Raw genomic sequence first — 16,472 nt, forward strand, 5'->3', positions numbered from 1 at the left:
CTCGGAAGATCATGACCACCACCACCGCACCCACGCGTGCCGATCGTCGCGCCCGCGGCGCCGTCGCCGCGCTCTTCCTCACCAACGGGGCGCTGTTCGCCAACATCCTGCCGCGCTACCCCGAGATCAAGGAGCAGCTCGGGCTCGACAACACCGTCTACGGTCTCGCCGTCGCCTCGTTCCCGGTCGGTGCGATCGTCGCGGGTCTCGCTGCCGCGGCCCTGATCCGGCGCTTCGGGTCGGCGAAGGTCGCGGTCGTCGGCACCGTGCTCACGAGCGTGGGCGTACTCGCCGCCGGTCTCGCTCCCAGCGTGCTGCTGTTCGCGCTGGGCCTCTTCATCGGCGGCGCGATGGATGCCATCACCGACGTCGCCCAGAACGCGCACGGTCTGCGCGTGCAGCGCGGGTACGGCCGCTCGATCCTCAACTCCTTCCACGCGGTCTGGTCGATCGGTGCGGTGCTCGGCGGATCGATGGCCGCCGCGGCGATCGCCCTCGGCCTGCCGATCGGTGTGCACCTCGCGATCTCGGCGGTGCTGTTCTCGGCCGTGTCCCTGACGGCGCTGCGGTTCTGCCTCCCCGGACTCGATGCGGCGGGTGCGGCCGCCGACGAAGACGCGGTGGCCGACCCCACTGATGTGCGCGCGGCGGTGCGTGCCGGCATCCGTCCTCGCGTGGTCCTGATGCTGATCGCCCTGGTGATCATCGCGATGGCCGGAACGATCGTCGAAGACGCGGGCAACTCGTGGGCGACCCTGTACCTGGGCTCGCTCGGCGCCCCCGCGGCGATCGCGGCGACCGGGTTCATCGCGCTCGTCGGCGCGCAGTTCATCGGGCGCCTGCTCGGCGACGGCCTCGTCGACCGCTTCGGCCAGCGACTCGTCGCGCGCGCCGGTGGCGTGATCGTGGTGGTGGGCATGGGTGTCGCGCTCGCGTTCCCCACGATCCCCGGCACGATCATCGGCTTCGCCGCCGCCGGGTTCGGTGTGGCGACCCTGGTTCCCGCCGCGATGAACGAGGCGGATGTGCTGCCGGGCCTGCGCCACGGCACCGGTCTCACGGTCGTCTCGTGGCTCATGCGCCTCGGGTTCCTGCTGTCTCCGCCCGTCGTGGGGCTGATCGCCGACGCGACGAGCCTGCGCGCGGGGCTGCTGCTGATCCCCGCGGTCGGCGTCGCCGTGGTGCTCTTCGCCGGGGTGCTGCGGCGGCGCGAGCGCGGGTGAAGCGGGGCGGGCGTACCTAACGCAGGAAGATCGGTCGCCTCGGTGCCGATCTGGCCTGGATTCAGCCGGTTTCGCCCCGATCTTCCTGAGTTGGGTACGGGGCCGCGGTGCGACGGGCGACCCCCGACCTCACACCCGCCCCACCCGCGTCGTCATCACGAGCATGAGACGACTCCATTTCCTCGCCCTCGCGTTCTCCGCCCTGCTCGCGCTGTTCGTCGGCGGCTGGGCGTACTTCGCGGCGCAGAGCTTCTACGACTCGTTCCCCGGAGTGCTCGGCTCGTGGGTCTCGGTCGACGGTCCGTTCAACGAGCACCTCATCCGCGATGTCGGCGCCATGTACCTGGCGCTCGGAGCGGCGAGCATCGGCGGGCTGATCTGGCGTCACCCGATCGCGTACCGGGTGCTCGGTCTCGCCTGGACGGTTTTCGGCACGCTGCATTTCGCGTACCACGCGTTCCACCTCGCGCACATGCCGCTCGCATCGGCGATCGGCGAGATGGTGGCGCTCGGGATCAGTCTGCTGCTGGGGGTCGTGCTGCTGATCCCCGAGCGCTCTTCTTCTGCACACTCTTCTGCACAGGGATCAGCCCGGTCTGCGCGGTGAGGATCGGCTCGACCGCCCGCCGCTGCGTTCGCATCCACACGATGAAACCGACCGCGGTGAACCCGCCGTAGAACACGTACATGAGTCCGGTGGCGTAGTAGCCCGAGCTGAACAGCAGCGGCACGCCCACCACGTCGACGGCGATCCAGATCAGCCAGAACTCGGTCCAGCCCTTGGCCATGCCGTAGGTCGCGAGCAGCGACCCGACGAAGGTCCAGGTGTCGGCCCAGACGGGCTCCCACGAACCGAGCGCCCGGAAGAGCGGGGTCAGCGCGACGGTGCCGATCACCAGGGCGAGTACCAGTCCGATGCGCGCTCCGGTCGGCGCCCACCGCGGCTGGATCCGACCGCCCTCGGCCTGACGCCAGCGCACCCACCCGTAGATCGCGACGGCGATGAACATCACCTGGCGTCCGGCCTGCCCGAGCAGGTGCGGCAGCGAGTGGTCGGGGCTGAGCACTGAGCCGAGGAAGACGGTCAGCAGCAGCACGTTGCCGATGATGCCGACGGGCCAGGCCCAGATGCGCCGGCGCATCCCGCCGATCGCGCTCGCGAGACCGAAGGCGTTTCCGACGACCTCGCGCACGAGGAGCGTCTGCCCGCCGGGCAGCACCCAGTTCGAGTTGAACGCCTCGACGAGCCAGTTCAGGGGATCCATGCTCAGGATGCCGGTGCGGGGGTGGCCCGCTCGTCGAGCGTGAGCTGCAGGAAGGTGAGGTCGAGCCAGCGTCCGAATTTGGCGCCGACCTGCGGCATCCGTCCGACCTCGACGAAGCCGAGCTTCTCGTGCAGGGCGATCGAGGCGGCGTTGCCGCTCTCGATGGCGGCGACCATCACGTGCACGCCCTGCGCGCGGGCCCGTTCGATCAGCGCGGTCAGCAGGGCGCGTCCGATGCCGCGTCCGTGCTGCTCCTCGCGCACGTAGACCGAGTGCTCGACCGTGTGCCGATAACCGCTGTGCGGGCGCCACCGACCGAACGACGCGTAGCCGAGCACGCCCGTGTCATCCGTGGCGACGATCACCGGGAATCCGTCGCACGAACGCTCGCCCAGCCACGCGGCCCGGTCGTCGACGTCGACGGAGTCCTCGTTCCAGATCGCGGTCGTGTGCACGACGGCGTGGTTGTGTATCTCGGTGAGCGCCTCGAGGTCGGCGACTCCGGCATCCCTGATCTGCACGGGGTTCTCCTGGGTCTGCGCTGCGGGAAGCGCATCGCCGACGGTATCAGGATGCGGCGACGTCGGTGCGCCAGCGCTCCTGCACAGCGACCCGTTTCTGTCGCTTTCGCGTCGGTCGGTGCGGGCGGGTCTGCTCGCCATCGATCGACGCGCTGAGCTCGACAGAATGGGTGGATGCTTCCTCTCTCATCTCTGTCGCGCGAATGAGTTGCGATGTATAGTCCTTACATCATGAGCCTCAAGCGCACGCAGATCTCCCTGAGCGACGACGACCGTCGCGTGCTCGACGCCGTCGCGACCCGTACAGGCCTGTCGATGAGCAGTCTCATCCGTCAGGCGATCCACTCGACGTACGGCCACGTCGACGACGAAGACGCAACGCGGCGCGCCCTCGCGGCGACCTTCGGCGCTGTGACCTCTGACATCTCGGGGGATCAGCTCGTCGACGGCATCCGCTCCGGGCGACGTCTCACTTGACTTTCATGATCAGCCTCATCGATACGTCCGTACTGATCGATCACACGCGGGGGGTCCTCGGCGCGCACCAGGCGCTCCTCTCTGCGGTCGAGAGAGGAGCTCTGCATTCGAGTGAGATCGTGCGTACCGAGCTCCTCGTCCTGATCCGCGATCATGAGCTGGCCCGTATCGAGCCGCTGATCGACCAGATCATCTGGCACCCGGTCGATCGGCCCGTCGCGGAGCGCGCCGGTGAGCTCGGCCGTCGGTGGCTTCCCGCATACTCGGGGATCGATGCCGCCGACTTCATCGTCGCGGCCACAGCAGATCTCCTCGGAGCCGAGCTTCTCACCCGCAACGTCAAGCACTTCCCGATGTTCGAGGGACTCGCGCCGCCCTACTGAGATGCGGCGATGTCGGTGCGCCAGTGCGACAGCTTGTGCGGGTTCATCATGATCCACACGCGGGTCACCGCCCCGTCGGTGACGCCGAGGTTCACGACGCTGACGACCTCGCCGTACTCGCGGAACAGCAGCGCGATCCCGTCGCCGGTCTCGATCTCCTCCAGCTGCATATCGGGGCGCTTCGCCGCGATCCCGAGCAGGAACCGGGCCACGCGATCGGCGCCGGACACGACGTTGAGCGCCGCGCGCACGACCCCGCCGCCGTCGCTGTGCAGCTCGACGTCGGGGGCGAGCACCCGCAGCAACTGCTCGATACCGCCCGAACGGCTCGCGTGCTGGAACGCCCGCACCACCCGGTCGTGCTCGGCGCGCGGCACCGCGCTCGTGCGGTTCTCGCGCACGTGGCGCCGGGCCGAGGTCGCGAGCTGACGCACGGCCGCCGCCGAGCGCCCGAGGATCTCGGCGATCTCGGGGAACGGCACCTCGAAGATGTCGTGCAGCACGAATGCGACCCGCTCGGCCGGCGTCATCGACTCCAGCACCACGAGCAGCGCGGTCGACACCGACTCATCGAGCGCGACCCGTTCCAACGGGTCGTCGAGGGCGACGGATGCCGGGGCGATCCGCTCCCCGCCCACGAACAGATCGAGCGGCACCGGTTCGGGCAGCCACTGCCCGACGTACTGCTCGCGTCGTCGCCGCGCCGAGGTCAGCAGGTCGAGCGAGATGCGGCTCGCGACCGTGGTGAGCCACCCGGGCGGGTTGAGGGTGCCGGAGCGCTCGGCATCCGTCAGGCGATACCAGCGCACGTACGTCTCCTGCACGACGTCTTCGGCATCGGCCAGAGTTCCCGTCATGCGATAGGCGAGGGAGGTGAGACGGCGCCGTTCGCCGAACACGTCGTCCTGGTCGTCGTCCACGGGTTCTCCTCGTCGGGGCACTCTCGAAGACGGGTGCTCTCGAAGACTACCGACCTCACACTCGCGCCCACTGCATCGTCGGACCTGTGACAGGGTGACGCGCAGGGCACCCCGAACGAGAGGAAGACCCATGAGGATCGCCGTCGCCGGAGGCACCGGAACCGTCGGACGCCACGTCAGCCGCACCGCCCGCGAGGCCGGGCACGATGTCGTCGTGCTCTCGCGCGCGAGCGGGGCGAACGTGCTCACCGGTGAAGGGGTGACCGAGGCGCTCGCCGGAGCGGATGCCGTCATCGACGTCACCAGCATCATGACGCTGTCGGAGAAGAAGGCGCGGGACTTCTTCGAGACCGGCACGCGCACCCTGCTCGCGGCGGGGGCGCAGGTCGGGGTGGCGCACCACGTGGCGCTCTCGATCGTGGGGATCGACGGCATCGACACCGCGTACTACGCGGCGAAACTCGCCCAGGAACGGGCGGTCGCGGCGGGCGCGATCCCGCACACGATCGTGCGGGCGGCGCAGTTCCACGAGTTCGCGGGGCAGGTGCTCGCGCAGATCGCCGGGCCCTTCGCGGTCGCGCCGCGCACGCTCATGCGCCCGGTCGCCGCCCGCGAGGTGGCCGCGCACGTGGTGCGGGTGGCCGAGGCGGGGCCGGTGGGGCGCGCGCAGGATCTCGTGGGTCCGCGCGACGAGACGCTCGTCGACGTCGCCCGACGGCAGCTCGCCTTCGATGGCATCCGTCGGCGGGTGCTCGACGTGAAGCTGCCCGGCGCCTACGGTCGCGGCCTGGCCTCCGGCGCGCTGCGCGGCGGACCCGACGCGCTCCAGGGCGCGATCACCTTCGACGAATGGCTGCGCAGCCCCGATCACACGCGCGGCTGAGGTCGGGCGGACCTCTCTGGAGCGCACGCGCAGAATGTGCTCAGATGGAGGCATGAGCACCGTCGACCCCGATGCGGCCCGCCGCGCACGAGCCGCTCGAGTTCCGACCATCAAGGATCTCTTCGTCCCCGGCATCCTCGCCTTCGCCGGCGCGGGCGGTCTGATGACGTGCGTGCTCATGATGGCGCGTGAGCCCGCGGCCGACGAGGTGTCGGCGCACACCGGGTGGCTGCTGGTGGCGATGACGGGCGCCCTGATCGGCGGTCTCGCGGCGATCGTCGGTCTGATCTTCTGGGTACGGCTCTCGGTCAAGAACCTCCGTCTCCCGGGGTGGGCCGCGCCGATCGCGCTCGTGACCGCGGGCGCGGGAGCCGGTTGCCTGCTGAACGCCGGACCGATCGTTCTCGGCGTCTCCCTCCTCGGAGTGAGCGCGCTGTTCGCCCTGCTCGCCGTCGTGGGTCTGCGTCGTCGTACGACGCAGGCGAGTACCGAGGAAGAGATCGTGCGCGGTTCCGATCCGGTCGACGGAACGGTGACGAATCAGGGCTACACGCACTTCGGTGAGTCGACGCGCATCCTCACCGCTGTCACCTACTCCTTCGTCGACGGCCAGGGCACGCAGCGCTTCGTTCGTCGCGGCGCGGTCATCGACGTCGCCGATCCGCTCGTCGAGGGCGAATCCGTCGACGTCTGGTTCGACCGGATGAACCCCGCCGACGAGAAGCGCATCGTCGTTCGCCGTCGGCGCGGCTGAGTCGCCGCAGCGTCAGGCGTGGACGTCGGCGGGGGATTCCTCACCCTCGTGGAAGTTCGGCTTCTTGCCGAAGACCTTCGCGATCCCGAGCACGATCCCGACGATGATGAGGCCGGCGGCGAGGCCGGCGATCGCCGAGAAGAGGGTGTCGCCGATCCAGACGATGACGGCGCCCGCGGGTTCGAGGATGTGCTCGATCCCGTGCAGGATGTCGGCGCCGAAGTGCACGCCGACCTCGCCGAGGTTGACCAGCAGCAGGTGCCCGCCGACCCAGAGCATGGCGACCGTGCCGAGGATGCTGATGAAGCGGAACACTCCGGGCATCGATCGCACGATCCGCATGCCGGTGTGGCGCACGCGCTTCTCGCGGCTCTTCGCCATCTTGAGGCCGATGTCGTCGATCTTCACCAGCAGCGCGACCGCGCCGTAGACGACGCCGGTCATGATGAGCGCGATCACGGCCAGGATCGCGAGGGTGGTCCAGATGTCGAGGCCCGCCTCGAGGTTCGACAGCGAGATGAGCATGATCTCGGTCGAGAGGATCAGGTCGGTGCGCACGGCGCCCCACACGAGCTTGTTCTCGTTGCGGGCGCCCTCGTCGGCGTGACCGTGCTGCACCCCGAACCACTCGAGCACCTTCTCGGCACCCTCGAAGCAGAGGTACGCGCCGCCGAGGATCAGCAGGTACGGCAGCACGAACGGTGCGAAGGCGGTGAGCAGCAGCGCGACCGGGATGATGATGACGAACTTGTTCGCCAGCGACCCGACGGCGATCTTCGCGACGACCGGCAGCTCGCGCGCGGGCGTGATGCCCTGCACGTACTGCGGCGTGACGGCGGCGTCGTCGATCACGACGCCCGCGGCCTTGGCCGAAGCCTTCATCGCCGCGCTCAGGATGTCGTCGACGACGGCGAGCAGACCAACCGACATGTGCGTCCCCCAGGGTGTGTGTGCAGACGAGACACTCTATCGAGTCGCGGAGACGCCGATCGTCATCGTTCAGCCGCCGTCGACGAACACCCCGATGCGGTCGCCGTCGAGCACGAACTGGATCGCTCGACTGCCGGAGAAGCGCGCGCCGAGCGCGGCGGGCACATCGGCGCGGAGCGGGATCTCGATGGTCGCGGGGAACGCCCCTGCGCTGCAGCCGGAGTAGACGGGTCCGTCGATCGACCACGACGACCCGTCGAAGGACTCGATCGCGGGGACGTCGGTGGTCGAGACGGCGATGATGCAGGCGCCGTCGGGCCCGATGGGGCCGCCGAAGCCGCCCTCACCGAGGAAGAGTGTGAGGCCGTAGAAGTCGTACACGGGAGTGCTCTCGATGGCGCCCACGAAGCCCTGCGGCACGAGGGTCGCCGAGGTCGGATGCAGGGTCGTCGTCAGCGGCACACCCGACGATGCCGACACCGGTGCAACCCCGGTGAGCGCGTAGGTCACGCCGGCAGCCACGGCGGCCGAAGCGATCACCGAGAGCGCCCAGAGCACGCGTCGCCGAGGAGGAACGAATGCCGTCGCCCCGACGCGAGCGTCATCGTCGGGTTCCTCGCCCGGTTGCCACCACTCGGGCTCGCCGTCGTCGGCGGTGGGGGCGGCGGTGCGGGCGGCGACCGCCGCCGCCTCCTCGGTGGGGAGCTGCTCGGCGGGCGCGGCATCCGGTTCTTCCGCGCCGACCGGCGGTCCTGCGGGAGCTGTCGCGGCGCTCAGCTCGGCACGTCGGGCCGCTTCGAGTTCGCGCAGACGTCGCATCGCGGCGCGGTCGTTCGTGATGTCGGCCCTCGGGCCGTAGGCGCGGGCGCGGAGTTCCCGCAGTTCGGCATCGTTGGCGGCATCCATCCTCGGAATCGTCTCATGTCCGCGTGCTCGCGTGACGAGGAAAAACTCACAGCCCGCTCTCAGCCCTGCGGGACCAAAACGGGTCGCTCGCTGGTTGTGATCAGAGACGTCGCAGCCAGCGGCGTCGGACAAAGGAGACACAGACCATGTCGAACGACTTCCGCAAGACGCCCGAGGCCGTCAGCGACCTCACGCACCTGCAGTACGAGGTCACGCAGGAGGATGCCACCGAGCCGCCCTTCCGCAACGCCTACTGGAACAACCACGACGCCGGTATCTACGTCGACGTCGTCTCGGGCCAGCCCCTGTTCAGCTCCACCGACAAGTTCGACAGCGGCACGGGATGGCCGAGTTTCACGAAGCCCATCGAGGCGGATGCCGTGACCACCCGCACCGACCGCTCGCTGTTCATGAAGCGCACCGAGGCGCGATCCAGCGGGGCCGACAGCCACCTCGGGCACGTCTTCGACGACGGCCCGCGCGACGCCGGAGGCCTGCGCTACTGCATGAATTCCGCGGCCCTGCGTTTCATCCCCGCCGACCAGCTCGTCGAAGAGGGGTACGGTCGCTACAGCGGCCTCTTCTCCGCCGACGGCACCGGCACCACCACCCACGACTCCGAGGAGCAGTCATGACCGATGACACCGGAACCATCACCCGCACCCCCGGCACCGAGACGGCGGTGCTCGCCGGCGGTTGTTTCTGGGGCATGGAAGACCTGATCCGCCGCCAGCCCGGCGTGCTCGACACCCGGGTCGGTTACACGGGCGGCCAGAACGACCACGCCACCTACCGCAACCACCCCGGTCACGCCGAGGCGGTCGAGATCGTGTTCGACCCGACCAAGACGACCTATCGCGACATCCTGGCGTTCTTCTTCCAGATCCACGACCCGTCGACGCGTGACCGTCAGGGCAACGACATCGGGTCGAGCTACCGCTCGGCCATCTTCCCGCTGAGCCCCGAGCAGCAGCAGGTCGCCCGCGACACCATCGCCGACGTCGACGCCTCGGGCCTCTGGCCGGGCAAGGCCGTCACCACGATCGAGGCCGAGGGCCCGTTCTGGGAGGCCGAGCCCGAGCACCAGGACTACCTGATCAAGTACCCGAACGGCTACACCTGCCACTTCCCGCGCGCGGGATGGGTGCTGCCGAAGCGCGCCGAGACCGCGGTCTGACGTTCGCGTCCGGCCGAAGCGCCCCCGTTTCACGACGGGGGCGCTTTTTCGTGTCGGCGTGAACACGCCCCCGGCAGGAGATCTCGCGCAATGCAGGAGCGGATGCCGAAAACGGTCCTGCAGAGCGTGTGATCTCCTCCGCTGCGCGCGGCCGGATCGGCGCTCAGCCGGAAGCGACCATCCACGCGCCGACGATGGATCCCGCGGCCGATAGCCCCACGGTGCAGAAGACGGTGAGCGCGATGAGACGTGCGTGTTCGCGGAGCGCCAGCGACAACACGATTCCGGCTGCGATCGCGCCCACTCCGACGATCAGGTGCGCGACGGTGAGGGCGGACACGATCTGCGGGCTGGATCCGCGCTCACCCCAGCCGCTGAACGCGATCAGCCACAGGGCGACGATCGAGGCCCCGAAGCCGAACGCCGTCAGCATCCACGTCAGGTAGACGCTCAGGAAGACGTCGCTCTGTGAGCCGCGCTCTGTCTTCGTGGTCACGCCGTCAGGGTACCCGCCGCATCACGTCCACAGGAGATCTCGCGCAATGCAGGGGCGGATGCCGAAACCGGTCCTGCGGAGCGTGTGATCTCCTCCGCTGCGCGCGGCCGGCCGAGCCGGCACTCAGCCCTGCAGGAACTCCACCGCGGCGCTCTTGAACGCCGACGAGCCAGGGGCGTTGAAGTGGTTGCGGTCGGGGATCTCGAAGAATCGGGCGTCGGGGGCGGCCGATGCCAGGGCGCGCGAGCCCTCGATGATCGCGTCCTTCGACCCGGTCGCGAAGAGGATCGGGCGGGTGGGGGCATCCGCCGGGTCGGGGTCGATCGACCCGGACGCCCGCATGCCCTCGGCCAGCGCGACGAGCGCGCGCAGGTCGTTGCCGGGCACTCGTTCGGTGAGGGCGATGTAGTTCTGGGTCGTCGGGTCGGCGACCGGCGTTCCGTCGGCGATGTACGCGCGCACCTGGTCGAGGTCGAGACGCGCGAGGGGGATGCCGTCGGGCACCCCGCCGAGCACGGCACGGCCGATGCGGTGTGGGAGCTCCTTCACGACCTCCCAGCCCACCCGCGCGCCCAACGAGTATCCGACGTACACGGCGTCGTCGACGAGGTACGCGTCCATCACGGCTTCGACGTCGGTGACGAGGGTGCGGATGCTGTAGTCCTCGGCCTGGTGCGGCTTCTCGCTGAGTCCGTGACCGCGCTGGTCGAGGGCGAGCACGCGGTACCCGGCCTTGGTGAGCTCGCGCACCCAGCCGGTGAGGACCCAGTTGTCGCGGGCGTTCGAGGCGAACCCGTGCACGATCACGACGACCGGGGCGTCGAGTTCTCCCCAGGTGTACGTCGCGAGGCGAGTGCCGTCGGCGGCGTAGACCTGCTGGGGTTCGGGCATGCGGGTGAGGTCGGAGAGAGGGACAGCCACGGCATCCATTCTCCTCCCGCGCAGGGCGTGCGCGCGCGTCGAGACCCACCGGGAACGCCGAAACCCACCGCCCCCGAGGTGCGGGGCGATGGGTCTCGACGGGGGTGGTGGGTCTCGACGCGAATCCGTCGCCGACCCGATTAACCTCAGACGCGGCTGCGCAGGGCCTCTCCGAGCGCGGCGTCGACGTTCGTCCAGTACTGGAAGAAGCGCTCGCGGATGCCGTCGACCGTGATCGACTTGCCCTGACCGGTCAGGGTCTCGAGGAAGCGTGCGCGCTGCTCGTCGTCGAAGACCGTGCGGTACAGCGTGCCGGCCTGACCGAAGTCGTCGTCGTCGAGATGCAGGGTCGCCGCCGAGCGGATCAGCTCGCCGTCGGACTCCCAGCTCGCCTCGACACCCGCCTGCGGGTCGGCCTCGGGGCCGCCGGCCGCACCGTAGGAGTTCGGGGTGTAGACGCGGTGCTCGGCGGGGTTGAACCGATACTGCATGTTGCCTTCGTGCATGTAGTTGCGGGTCTCTGCGGCATGCGGCTGGTTGACCGGCAGCTGGTTGTAGTTCGTGCCGACCCGGTGACGCTGCGCATCGGGGTAGGCGAAGACGCGGGCCATGAGCATCTTGTCCGGCGAGATGCCGGTACCGGGCACCTGGTTGCCGGGCGAGAACGCCGCCTGCTCGATCTGCGCGAAGAAGTTCTCCGGGTTGCGGTTCAGGGTGAACGTTCCCACCTTGATGCGCGGGTAGTCCTTCTTCGACCACGTCTTGGTGAGGTCGAACGGGTTGAAGCGGTACGCCTTGGCCTCGTCGTACGGCATGATCTGCACGTAGACGTCCCACTCCGGGAAGTCGCCCGCGGCGATCGAGTCGAACAGGTCGCGGCGGTAGAAGTCGGCATCCGATCCGGCCAGGCGCTCGGCCTCGTCGGCTCCCATCGCCTCGACGCCCTGCTTCGACAGGAAGTGGTACTGCACCCAGAAGCGCTCGCCTGCGGCGTTGACCCACTGGTAGGTGTGCGATCCGTAGCCGTTCATGTGGCGCCAGCTGCGCGGCAGGCCGCGGTCGCCCATGAGGTAGGTGACCTGGTGGGACGTCTCGGGCGAGAGCGTCCAGAAGTCCCACTGCATGTCGGCATCGCGCAGCCCCGAATCGCCGAGGCGCTTCTGCGAGTGGATGAAGTCGGGGAACTTCATCGCGTCGCGGATGAAGAAGGTGGGGGTGTTGTTGCCGACGATGTCGAGGTTGCCGTCGGACGTGTAGAAGCGCAGCGAGAAGCCGCGCACGTCGCGCCAGGTGTCGGGGGAGCCCTGCTCGCCGGCGACGGAGGAGAAGCGCAGCAGCGTCTCGCTGGTGGCGCCCGGCTGGAAGACGGCCGCGCGGGTGTAGGCCGAGACGTCTTCGGTGACGACGAACTCGCCGAACGCGCCGCCGCCCTTTGCGTGCGGGTTGCGCTCCGGCACCCGCTCGCGGTTGAAGGAGGCGAGCTTCTCGACGAGGTAGCGGTCGTGCAGGACGGTGGGGCCGTCGGCTCCGACGGTGAGCGAGTGCGCGTCGCTCGCGACCGGGGTGCCGGTCTGGGTGGTGGTGGCGGGTTTCGTCATGGTGTTCTCCTTCTGCGCGCGGGTACGGCGAACAGCCCTTCTCCGCGGGTGGCGGGTCGGTGGCGGATGCGTCGGACTACTGCGCGGCGTTCTGGCAGCTGGGGCACAGGCCCCAGAAGGTGACTTCTGCTGTCTGGACGGTGAATCCCCCCGAAGACGACGGGGTGAGGCACGGCGCTTCGCCGACGACGCAGTCCACATCGCCGACCGCCCCGCAGGAGGTGCAGACGATGTGGTGATGGTTGTCGCCGATGCGCCGTTCGTAGAGCGCTGCGGAGCCTGCCGGTTCGATCCGGCGGACGAGGCCCGCCGTCGTCAGGTCCGCGAGGATGTTGTGCACCGATTGGATCGACGTGGTCGGCAGCACCTCCGAGATCGCCCGGTAGAGGCGTTCGGCATCCGTATGGGCCATGGAGTCCAGCGCCTCGAGAACGGCGACGCGGCCCGCGGTCGCCCTCAGTCCGGCGCCGCGAAGCGCCTGATCGAGTGTGGTCTCCATGTCTTCGACCCTACCCGCTCTTTTTAGTGATTCAAAAGTGCGGCGTGTCGGCCCGCGTGTCGCCCGATCGCGTGCGTCAGAGGTGCGGAGTGCGTCAGAGGTGGCGGATGCTGTGCCGCAACCGCGTGCGGATGTCGAACAGCTCGTTGCCGCCGATCACCCGTGTGCCCGGCAGGCCCTGGCGCAGGAGAGTGGGCAGGATGCTGCGGCGCACGACGAAGACGGGCAGACCGCGGATGCTCCCGAGAGGCGTCGAGGGCATCGACAGGTCGTCGTCGGGCAGCACCACGATCGCGCCGCTGAAGGTCACGCGGGCCGCCCGGGCGACGGAGCGGATCTGCGCGAGCAGGTCGGTCACGGGGGCGCGGTGCCCGAGGCTGGGGCCCGTGATCTCGCCGCGGCGGAACCCCACGACGCCGCCGAAGTCGGCCGACATCACCCCGTACAGGCCCGACGGTCCGAGGATCACGTGGTCGAGGCGGTGCTCGGCATCCGGGTCGTCGCCGGCGCTCGCGGGCCCGGTCGCGATCCCGTGCCAGAGCGTGAAGCCCATGCCCAGCCCCGCCACCGCGTGGGCGGTGCCCTCTTCGGCGAGGGCGTCGGCGAGCAGGCGGCGCAGGGCGCGGGGTGCGGCGCGCACGAGGCTCGGGGCGTACGGATCGGGGATGCTCTCGCCCGCCCACTCCTCGAGCAGTGCCACGTAGCGTGCACGGCGCCAGGCGCCGGCCTCGCCGGAGGTCTTCGGTCGCGGGCGTGTGTCGGTGCGGGCGGGCTCGGGCGCGCGCCATTCGTCTCCGCCGCTGCGCGTGCGGTCGTAGCTCGCGCGGCCCGCGGGGGTGCCGATGAGTTCCCATGCCCGCTGCACCCGGATGAACACCGCCGCATCGCCGCCCGTGTCGGGATGCGCCTCGCGCAGGCGGGCGCGGTACGCGCGCCGCAGCTCGTCGTCGTCGGTGCCCGGCGTCACCCCGAGGACCTCGTACGCCGAGGCCGAGAGCGGGCTGTCGAACATCCCCTCAGAATATCCGCGTGGGTGGGGGACGCTTCGACAGGCTCAGCGACCCAGTTGTGCGGAGTGAGTCCCTGAGCCTGTCGAAGGGCCCGCCCCGAGAAACGCCCTCACTCCGGAACGTCGACCACCCGCTCGACACCGACCACGGGCACGACGTCCCCGCCGGATGCCGCGGCCACGGCATCCGTCAGGTGCGCGATCTCGAGCGCCGGCGCCCAGACCTCGAGCGTGGCCGCCGCGCCGTACGCGGGCTCGCCGAGCGTGGCGCCGTGGTGGCCGGCCCAGTCGCGCAGCAGGTTGTCGAAGCGCCCGGCGTCGGCGTGCGCGACCTCGATCCGCACCTGGGTGAGGGCCTCGCGCCGCACCAGCCGGGCGAGGTCGAGCGCCTCCGAGGTCGCGGTCGAATAGGCCCGCACGAGCCCGCCGGCGCCGAGTTTCACGCCGCCGAAGTAGCGGGTGACGACGGCGACGACATCGGTCAGCTCGCGGCGGCGCAGCACCTCGAGCATCGGGATCCCCGCGGTGCCCGACGGCTCTCCATCGTCCGACGAGCGGGCCTGATCGCCGAGCAGACCGGTCACCATCGCGGTGCAGTTGTGCGCGGCATCCCACGCCCGTTTGCGGATGCCGGCGATCACCGCCTCGGCCTCCTCGACCGACCCGACCGGCGCGATGTGCGTGAGGAACCGCGACTTCTTGATGACGAGCTCGTGGTCGACGGCACCCGCGATCGTCGCCGGATACCTGCTCATCCGCCCACCCTATCCACGGATTCGCGTGCACTTCACCGAATCGATTCGATAGACTCTTTCCCGCGACACGGAGCAGTGCCGCCATCCCCGCATCCGTACTCCAGCCCTGCGAGTCCTCCCTCATGGCAACCTCCCTCACGACGGGCCGTCCGTGGCGCGTCATCCTCGCCTTCTCGATCCCCCTGCTGCTCGGCAACGTCGTGCAGCAGCTCTACCAGTTCGCCGACGCGATCGTCGTCGGGCGGCACCTCGGCGTGACCTCGCTCGCCGCGGTCGGTGCGACCGGACCCCTGCTGTTCCTGCTCCTCGGCTTCGCGTGGGGACTGACGAGCGGATTCGCGATCCCGATCGCCCAGGCGTTCGGCGCCCGGGACAACGCGGCCGTCCGTCGCTCGGTCGCGACCGGCGTGCTGCTCAGCGGAGCGACGAGCGTGATCCTCACGGCGTGCGCGCCGCTGATCGCCGGCCCTCTGCTCGCCCTTCTGCAGACGCCGACCGAGCTCATGCCCGAGGCGACGACGTTCACGCAGATCAGCTTCCTCGGCGCGAGCGCCACGATGTTCTTCAACTACCTGTCGGCGATCATCCGCGCGATCGGCGACTCGCGCACCCCGCTCGTCTTCCTCACGATCTCGTGCGCGCTCAACGTCGGACTCGTCGTGCTCATGGTCGGCCCGCTCGAGTGGGGCGTCGGCGGAGCGGCCCTCGCCACCGTCATCGCCCAGGCCATCTCGGTCGCCCTGTGCCTCGAGTTCGTGCGCCGTCGCCTGCCGATGCTGCACCTGCGTCGCAGCGACTGGCGCGTCACCCGCGCCGACATCGCCGAGCACCTGCGCCTCGGCCTGCCGATGGGCTTCCAGGCCTCGATCATCGCGATCGGCACGCTGACCGTGCAGGTCGCGTTGAACACACTGGGATCGGATGCCGTCGCCGCCTACACCACCGCCTCGCGCGTCGACGGTCTCGCCGTCGCCCTGCTCTCGTCGCTGGGGCTGGCGACCTCGATGTACGCGGCGCAGAACCACGGCGGACGCCGCCCCGACCGCATCCGCCGCGGGGTCAAGGAGGCGACGTGGATGGCGATCGCCGCGGGCCTCGTGCTCGGCGGACTGCTCGTCGCCTTCGGTGCGCCGATGGTGCGCCTGTTCGTCGGCGAGGGGTCGGACGAGGTCGTCGATCTCGCGCACCTCATGCTCATCATCAACGGTGCGGGCTACTGGGCGCTCGGCATCCTGTTCGTGCTGCGCGGCGCCCTGCAGGGGCTGGGCCACACGCTCGTTCCGACGGTCACCGGCGTGATCGAGCTGGTCATGCGCGTCGTCGCGGCGGTCGCACTCGGCGCGGTCATCGGGTTCGCGGGCGTCGCGTTGAGCAACCCGCTCGCCTGGGTCGGCGCGATCGTGCTGCTGGTGCCCGCGTACGTGAAGGCGCATCGCGCGCTCGCGAAGCTGCCCGTCGCGCCCGCCGAGGCGACAGAGACCTCGGCGATGGCGATCGTCGGCCCGACCGACGGATCGATGGTGGTCGACGCGGTCGTCACCCAGCCGATCCCCGTCGTGCGCAAGCGCGGCCTGCGTCGGCTGACCCTGCGCCCGTCGCGCCGCACGGCGCGCCGCTGAGGCATCCGGACCCCACGCGAATCGAACGCGGAAACCGCGTCAGAAATGAGCACTTCGGTCGTCTAGTAGAAGAAGGGTTCCGATCGCTGTCCTCCGAAAGGATGACAAAGATCATGCGTGAGACGGATGGGGATCC

Annotated in this window: 20 protein-coding genes; 9 read left to right on the top strand and 11 right to left on the bottom strand. The window is 69.8% G+C overall.

The window, feature by feature from the left end; translation table 11 throughout:
* Window positions 1-11 precede the first annotated feature (11 nt).
* Complete coding sequence (locus WFJ97_RS10715; RefSeq protein WP_336641474.1) at window positions 12-1,223, top strand: MFS transporter; 1,212 nt, start codon at window positions 12-14, stop codon at window positions 1,221-1,223.
* Window positions 1,224-1,386: 163 nt separating this feature from the next.
* Window positions 1,387-1,830 carry a hypothetical protein gene (locus WFJ97_RS10720; RefSeq protein WP_247633501.1) on the top strand — a complete coding sequence of 148 codons (444 nt, stop codon included), beginning with the start codon at window positions 1,387-1,389 and terminating at the stop codon, window positions 1,828-1,830.
* Here the strand turns inward: WFJ97_RS10720 and pnuC are convergent.
* Both pnuC and WFJ97_RS10730 read right to left on the bottom strand, forming a co-directional pair.
* Window positions 1,739-2,488: a nicotinamide riboside transporter PnuC gene (pnuC, locus tag WFJ97_RS10725; RefSeq protein WP_336641475.1), complete on the bottom strand. Its 750-nt coding sequence runs from the start codon at window positions 2,486-2,488 to the stop codon at window positions 1,739-1,741. The two genes, WFJ97_RS10720 and pnuC, sit on opposite strands and share 92 nt — an antisense overlap.
* 2 nt (window positions 2,489-2,490) lie before the next feature.
* Window positions 2,491-3,009, bottom strand: a complete 519-nt coding sequence (locus tag WFJ97_RS10730; RefSeq protein WP_336641476.1) for a GNAT family N-acetyltransferase — start codon at window positions 3,007-3,009, stop codon at window positions 2,491-2,493.
* Between the two features lie 231 nt (window positions 3,010-3,240).
* Here WFJ97_RS10730 and WFJ97_RS10735 point away from each other — a divergent pair, with 231 nt between their 5' ends.
* Both WFJ97_RS10735 and WFJ97_RS10740 read left to right on the top strand, forming a co-directional pair.
* Window positions 3,241-3,486, top strand: coding sequence for a ribbon-helix-helix protein, CopG family (locus tag WFJ97_RS10735; protein ID WP_336641477.1), 246 nt, complete (start codon window positions 3,241-3,243; stop codon window positions 3,484-3,486).
* Window positions 3,487-3,491: 5 nt separating this feature from the next.
* Entirely contained in the window at window positions 3,492-3,869 is a 378-nt protein-coding gene (locus WFJ97_RS10740; RefSeq protein WP_336641478.1) for a type II toxin-antitoxin system VapC family toxin, read from the top strand.
* Here the strand turns inward: WFJ97_RS10740 and sigJ are convergent.
* Window positions 3,863-4,789, bottom strand: coding sequence for an RNA polymerase sigma factor SigJ (sigJ, locus tag WFJ97_RS10745; protein WP_336641479.1), 927 nt, complete (start codon window positions 4,787-4,789; stop codon window positions 3,863-3,865). The two genes, WFJ97_RS10740 and sigJ, sit on opposite strands and share 7 nt — an antisense overlap.
* A 130-nt stretch (window positions 4,790-4,919) precedes the next feature.
* Between sigJ and WFJ97_RS10750 the strand changes: the two genes are divergently transcribed.
* Both WFJ97_RS10750 and WFJ97_RS10755 read left to right on the top strand, forming a co-directional pair.
* Window positions 4,920-5,672: an SDR family oxidoreductase gene (locus WFJ97_RS10750; protein WP_336641480.1), complete on the top strand. Its 753-nt coding sequence runs from the start codon at window positions 4,920-4,922 to the stop codon at window positions 5,670-5,672.
* A 52-nt stretch (window positions 5,673-5,724) separates the two neighbouring features.
* Window positions 5,725-6,426, top strand: coding sequence for a hypothetical protein (locus WFJ97_RS10755; protein WP_336641481.1), 702 nt, complete (start codon window positions 5,725-5,727; stop codon window positions 6,424-6,426).
* Window positions 6,427-6,438: 12 nt separating this feature from the next.
* Here WFJ97_RS10755 and WFJ97_RS10760 read toward each other — a convergent pair whose 3' ends face one another.
* Window positions 6,439-7,356 (bottom strand): DUF808 domain-containing protein, encoded by a 918-nt coding sequence (locus tag WFJ97_RS10760; protein WP_336641482.1) that lies wholly within the window; start codon window positions 7,354-7,356, stop codon window positions 6,439-6,441.
* A 69-nt stretch (window positions 7,357-7,425) separates the two neighbouring features.
* Window positions 7,426-8,262, bottom strand: coding sequence for a hypothetical protein (locus WFJ97_RS10765; RefSeq protein ID WP_336641483.1), 837 nt, complete (start codon window positions 8,260-8,262; stop codon window positions 7,426-7,428).
* 146 nt (window positions 8,263-8,408) lie between these two features.
* Between WFJ97_RS10765 and msrB the strand changes: the two genes are divergently transcribed.
* Complete coding sequence (gene msrB, locus WFJ97_RS10770) at window positions 8,409-8,897, top strand: peptide-methionine (R)-S-oxide reductase MsrB (protein WP_247624157.1); 489 nt, start codon at window positions 8,409-8,411, stop codon at window positions 8,895-8,897.
* On the top strand, window positions 8,894-9,439 hold the full coding sequence (msrA, locus tag WFJ97_RS10775; protein WP_247624158.1) for a peptide-methionine (S)-S-oxide reductase MsrA: 546 nt from the start codon (window positions 8,894-8,896) through the stop codon (window positions 9,437-9,439). The genes msrB and msrA overlap by 4 nt, the downstream gene beginning before the upstream one ends.
* Window positions 9,440-9,602: 163 nt before the next feature.
* Here msrA and WFJ97_RS10780 read toward each other — a convergent pair whose 3' ends face one another.
* The 6 genes from WFJ97_RS10780 to WFJ97_RS10805 form a co-directional block, all read right to left on the bottom strand.
* Entirely contained in the window at window positions 9,603-9,935 is a 333-nt protein-coding gene (locus tag WFJ97_RS10780; protein WP_336641484.1) for a hypothetical protein, read from the bottom strand.
* A gap of 123 nt (window positions 9,936-10,058) precedes the next feature.
* Complete coding sequence (locus WFJ97_RS10785; RefSeq protein ID WP_281731544.1) at window positions 10,059-10,865, bottom strand: alpha/beta fold hydrolase; 807 nt, start codon at window positions 10,863-10,865, stop codon at window positions 10,059-10,061.
* Window positions 10,866-11,002: 137 nt separating this feature from the next.
* Window positions 11,003-12,454 (bottom strand): catalase, encoded by a 1,452-nt coding sequence (locus WFJ97_RS10790; RefSeq protein ID WP_336641485.1) that lies wholly within the window; start codon window positions 12,452-12,454, stop codon window positions 11,003-11,005.
* Between the two features lie 76 nt (window positions 12,455-12,530).
* Window positions 12,531-12,953, bottom strand: a complete 423-nt coding sequence (locus tag WFJ97_RS10795) for a Fur family transcriptional regulator (protein WP_247624170.1) — start codon at window positions 12,951-12,953, stop codon at window positions 12,531-12,533.
* Window positions 12,954-13,047: 94 nt separating this feature from the next.
* Entirely contained in the window at window positions 13,048-13,965 is a 918-nt protein-coding gene (locus WFJ97_RS10800; protein ID WP_336641486.1) for a J domain-containing protein, read from the bottom strand.
* A 107-nt stretch (window positions 13,966-14,072) separates the two neighbouring features.
* Window positions 14,073-14,717 (bottom strand): IMPACT family protein, encoded by a 645-nt coding sequence (locus WFJ97_RS10805; RefSeq protein WP_336641487.1) that lies wholly within the window; start codon window positions 14,715-14,717, stop codon window positions 14,073-14,075.
* A gap of 122 nt (window positions 14,718-14,839) precedes the next feature.
* Between WFJ97_RS10805 and WFJ97_RS10810 the strand changes: the two genes are divergently transcribed.
* The gene (locus tag WFJ97_RS10810) at window positions 14,840-16,336 is read left to right on the top strand and encodes an MATE family efflux transporter (RefSeq protein ID WP_336641488.1); all 1,497 of its coding nucleotides are present in this window, start codon (window positions 14,840-14,842) and stop codon (window positions 16,334-16,336) included.
* Window positions 16,337-16,472: the final 136 nt, after the last annotated feature.

The organism is Microbacterium sp. USHLN272, from assembly GCF_037149655.1.
Taxonomy (GTDB): Bacteria; Actinomycetota; Actinomycetes; order Actinomycetales; family Microbacteriaceae; genus Microbacterium; species Microbacterium galbinum.

Excerpts from the sequence above, each read along its gene's own strand:
- WFJ97_RS10715 (WP_336641474.1), top strand. The coding sequence starts at position 12 with ATGACCACCACCACCGCACCCACGCGTGCCGATCGTCGCGCCCGCGGC.
- WFJ97_RS10720 (WP_247633501.1), top strand. The coding sequence starts at position 1,387 with ATGAGACGACTCCATTTCCTCGCCCTCGCGTTCTCCGCCCTGCTCGCG.
- pnuC (WP_336641475.1), bottom strand. The coding sequence starts at position 2,488 with ATGGATCCCCTGAACTGGCTCGTCGAGGCGTTCAACTCGAACTGGGTG.
- WFJ97_RS10735 (WP_336641477.1), top strand. The coding sequence starts at position 3,241 with ATGAGCCTCAAGCGCACGCAGATCTCCCTGAGCGACGACGACCGTCGC.
- WFJ97_RS10740 (WP_336641478.1), top strand. The coding sequence starts at position 3,492 with ATGATCAGCCTCATCGATACGTCCGTACTGATCGATCACACGCGGGGG.
- WFJ97_RS10750 (WP_336641480.1), top strand. The coding sequence starts at position 4,920 with ATGAGGATCGCCGTCGCCGGAGGCACCGGAACCGTCGGACGCCACGTC.
- WFJ97_RS10755 (WP_336641481.1), top strand. The coding sequence starts at position 5,725 with ATGAGCACCGTCGACCCCGATGCGGCCCGCCGCGCACGAGCCGCTCGA.
- WFJ97_RS10760 (WP_336641482.1), bottom strand. The coding sequence starts at position 7,356 with ATGTCGGTTGGTCTGCTCGCCGTCGTCGACGACATCCTGAGCGCGGCG.
- WFJ97_RS10765 (WP_336641483.1), bottom strand. The coding sequence starts at position 8,262 with ATGGATGCCGCCAACGATGCCGAACTGCGGGAACTCCGCGCCCGCGCC.
- msrB (WP_247624157.1), top strand. The coding sequence starts at position 8,409 with ATGTCGAACGACTTCCGCAAGACGCCCGAGGCCGTCAGCGACCTCACG.
- msrA (WP_247624158.1), top strand. The coding sequence starts at position 8,894 with ATGACCGATGACACCGGAACCATCACCCGCACCCCCGGCACCGAGACG.
- WFJ97_RS10785 (WP_281731544.1), bottom strand. The coding sequence starts at position 10,865 with ATGGATGCCGTGGCTGTCCCTCTCTCCGACCTCACCCGCATGCCCGAA.
- WFJ97_RS10790 (WP_336641485.1), bottom strand. The coding sequence starts at position 12,454 with ATGACGAAACCCGCCACCACCACCCAGACCGGCACCCCGGTCGCGAGC.
- WFJ97_RS10795 (WP_247624170.1), bottom strand. The coding sequence starts at position 12,953 with ATGGAGACCACACTCGATCAGGCGCTTCGCGGCGCCGGACTGAGGGCG.
- WFJ97_RS10800 (WP_336641486.1), bottom strand. The coding sequence starts at position 13,965 with ATGTTCGACAGCCCGCTCTCGGCCTCGGCGTACGAGGTCCTCGGGGTG.
- WFJ97_RS10805 (WP_336641487.1), bottom strand. The coding sequence starts at position 14,717 with ATGAGCAGGTATCCGGCGACGATCGCGGGTGCCGTCGACCACGAGCTC.
- WFJ97_RS10810 (WP_336641488.1), top strand. The coding sequence starts at position 14,840 with ATGGCAACCTCCCTCACGACGGGCCGTCCGTGGCGCGTCATCCTCGCC.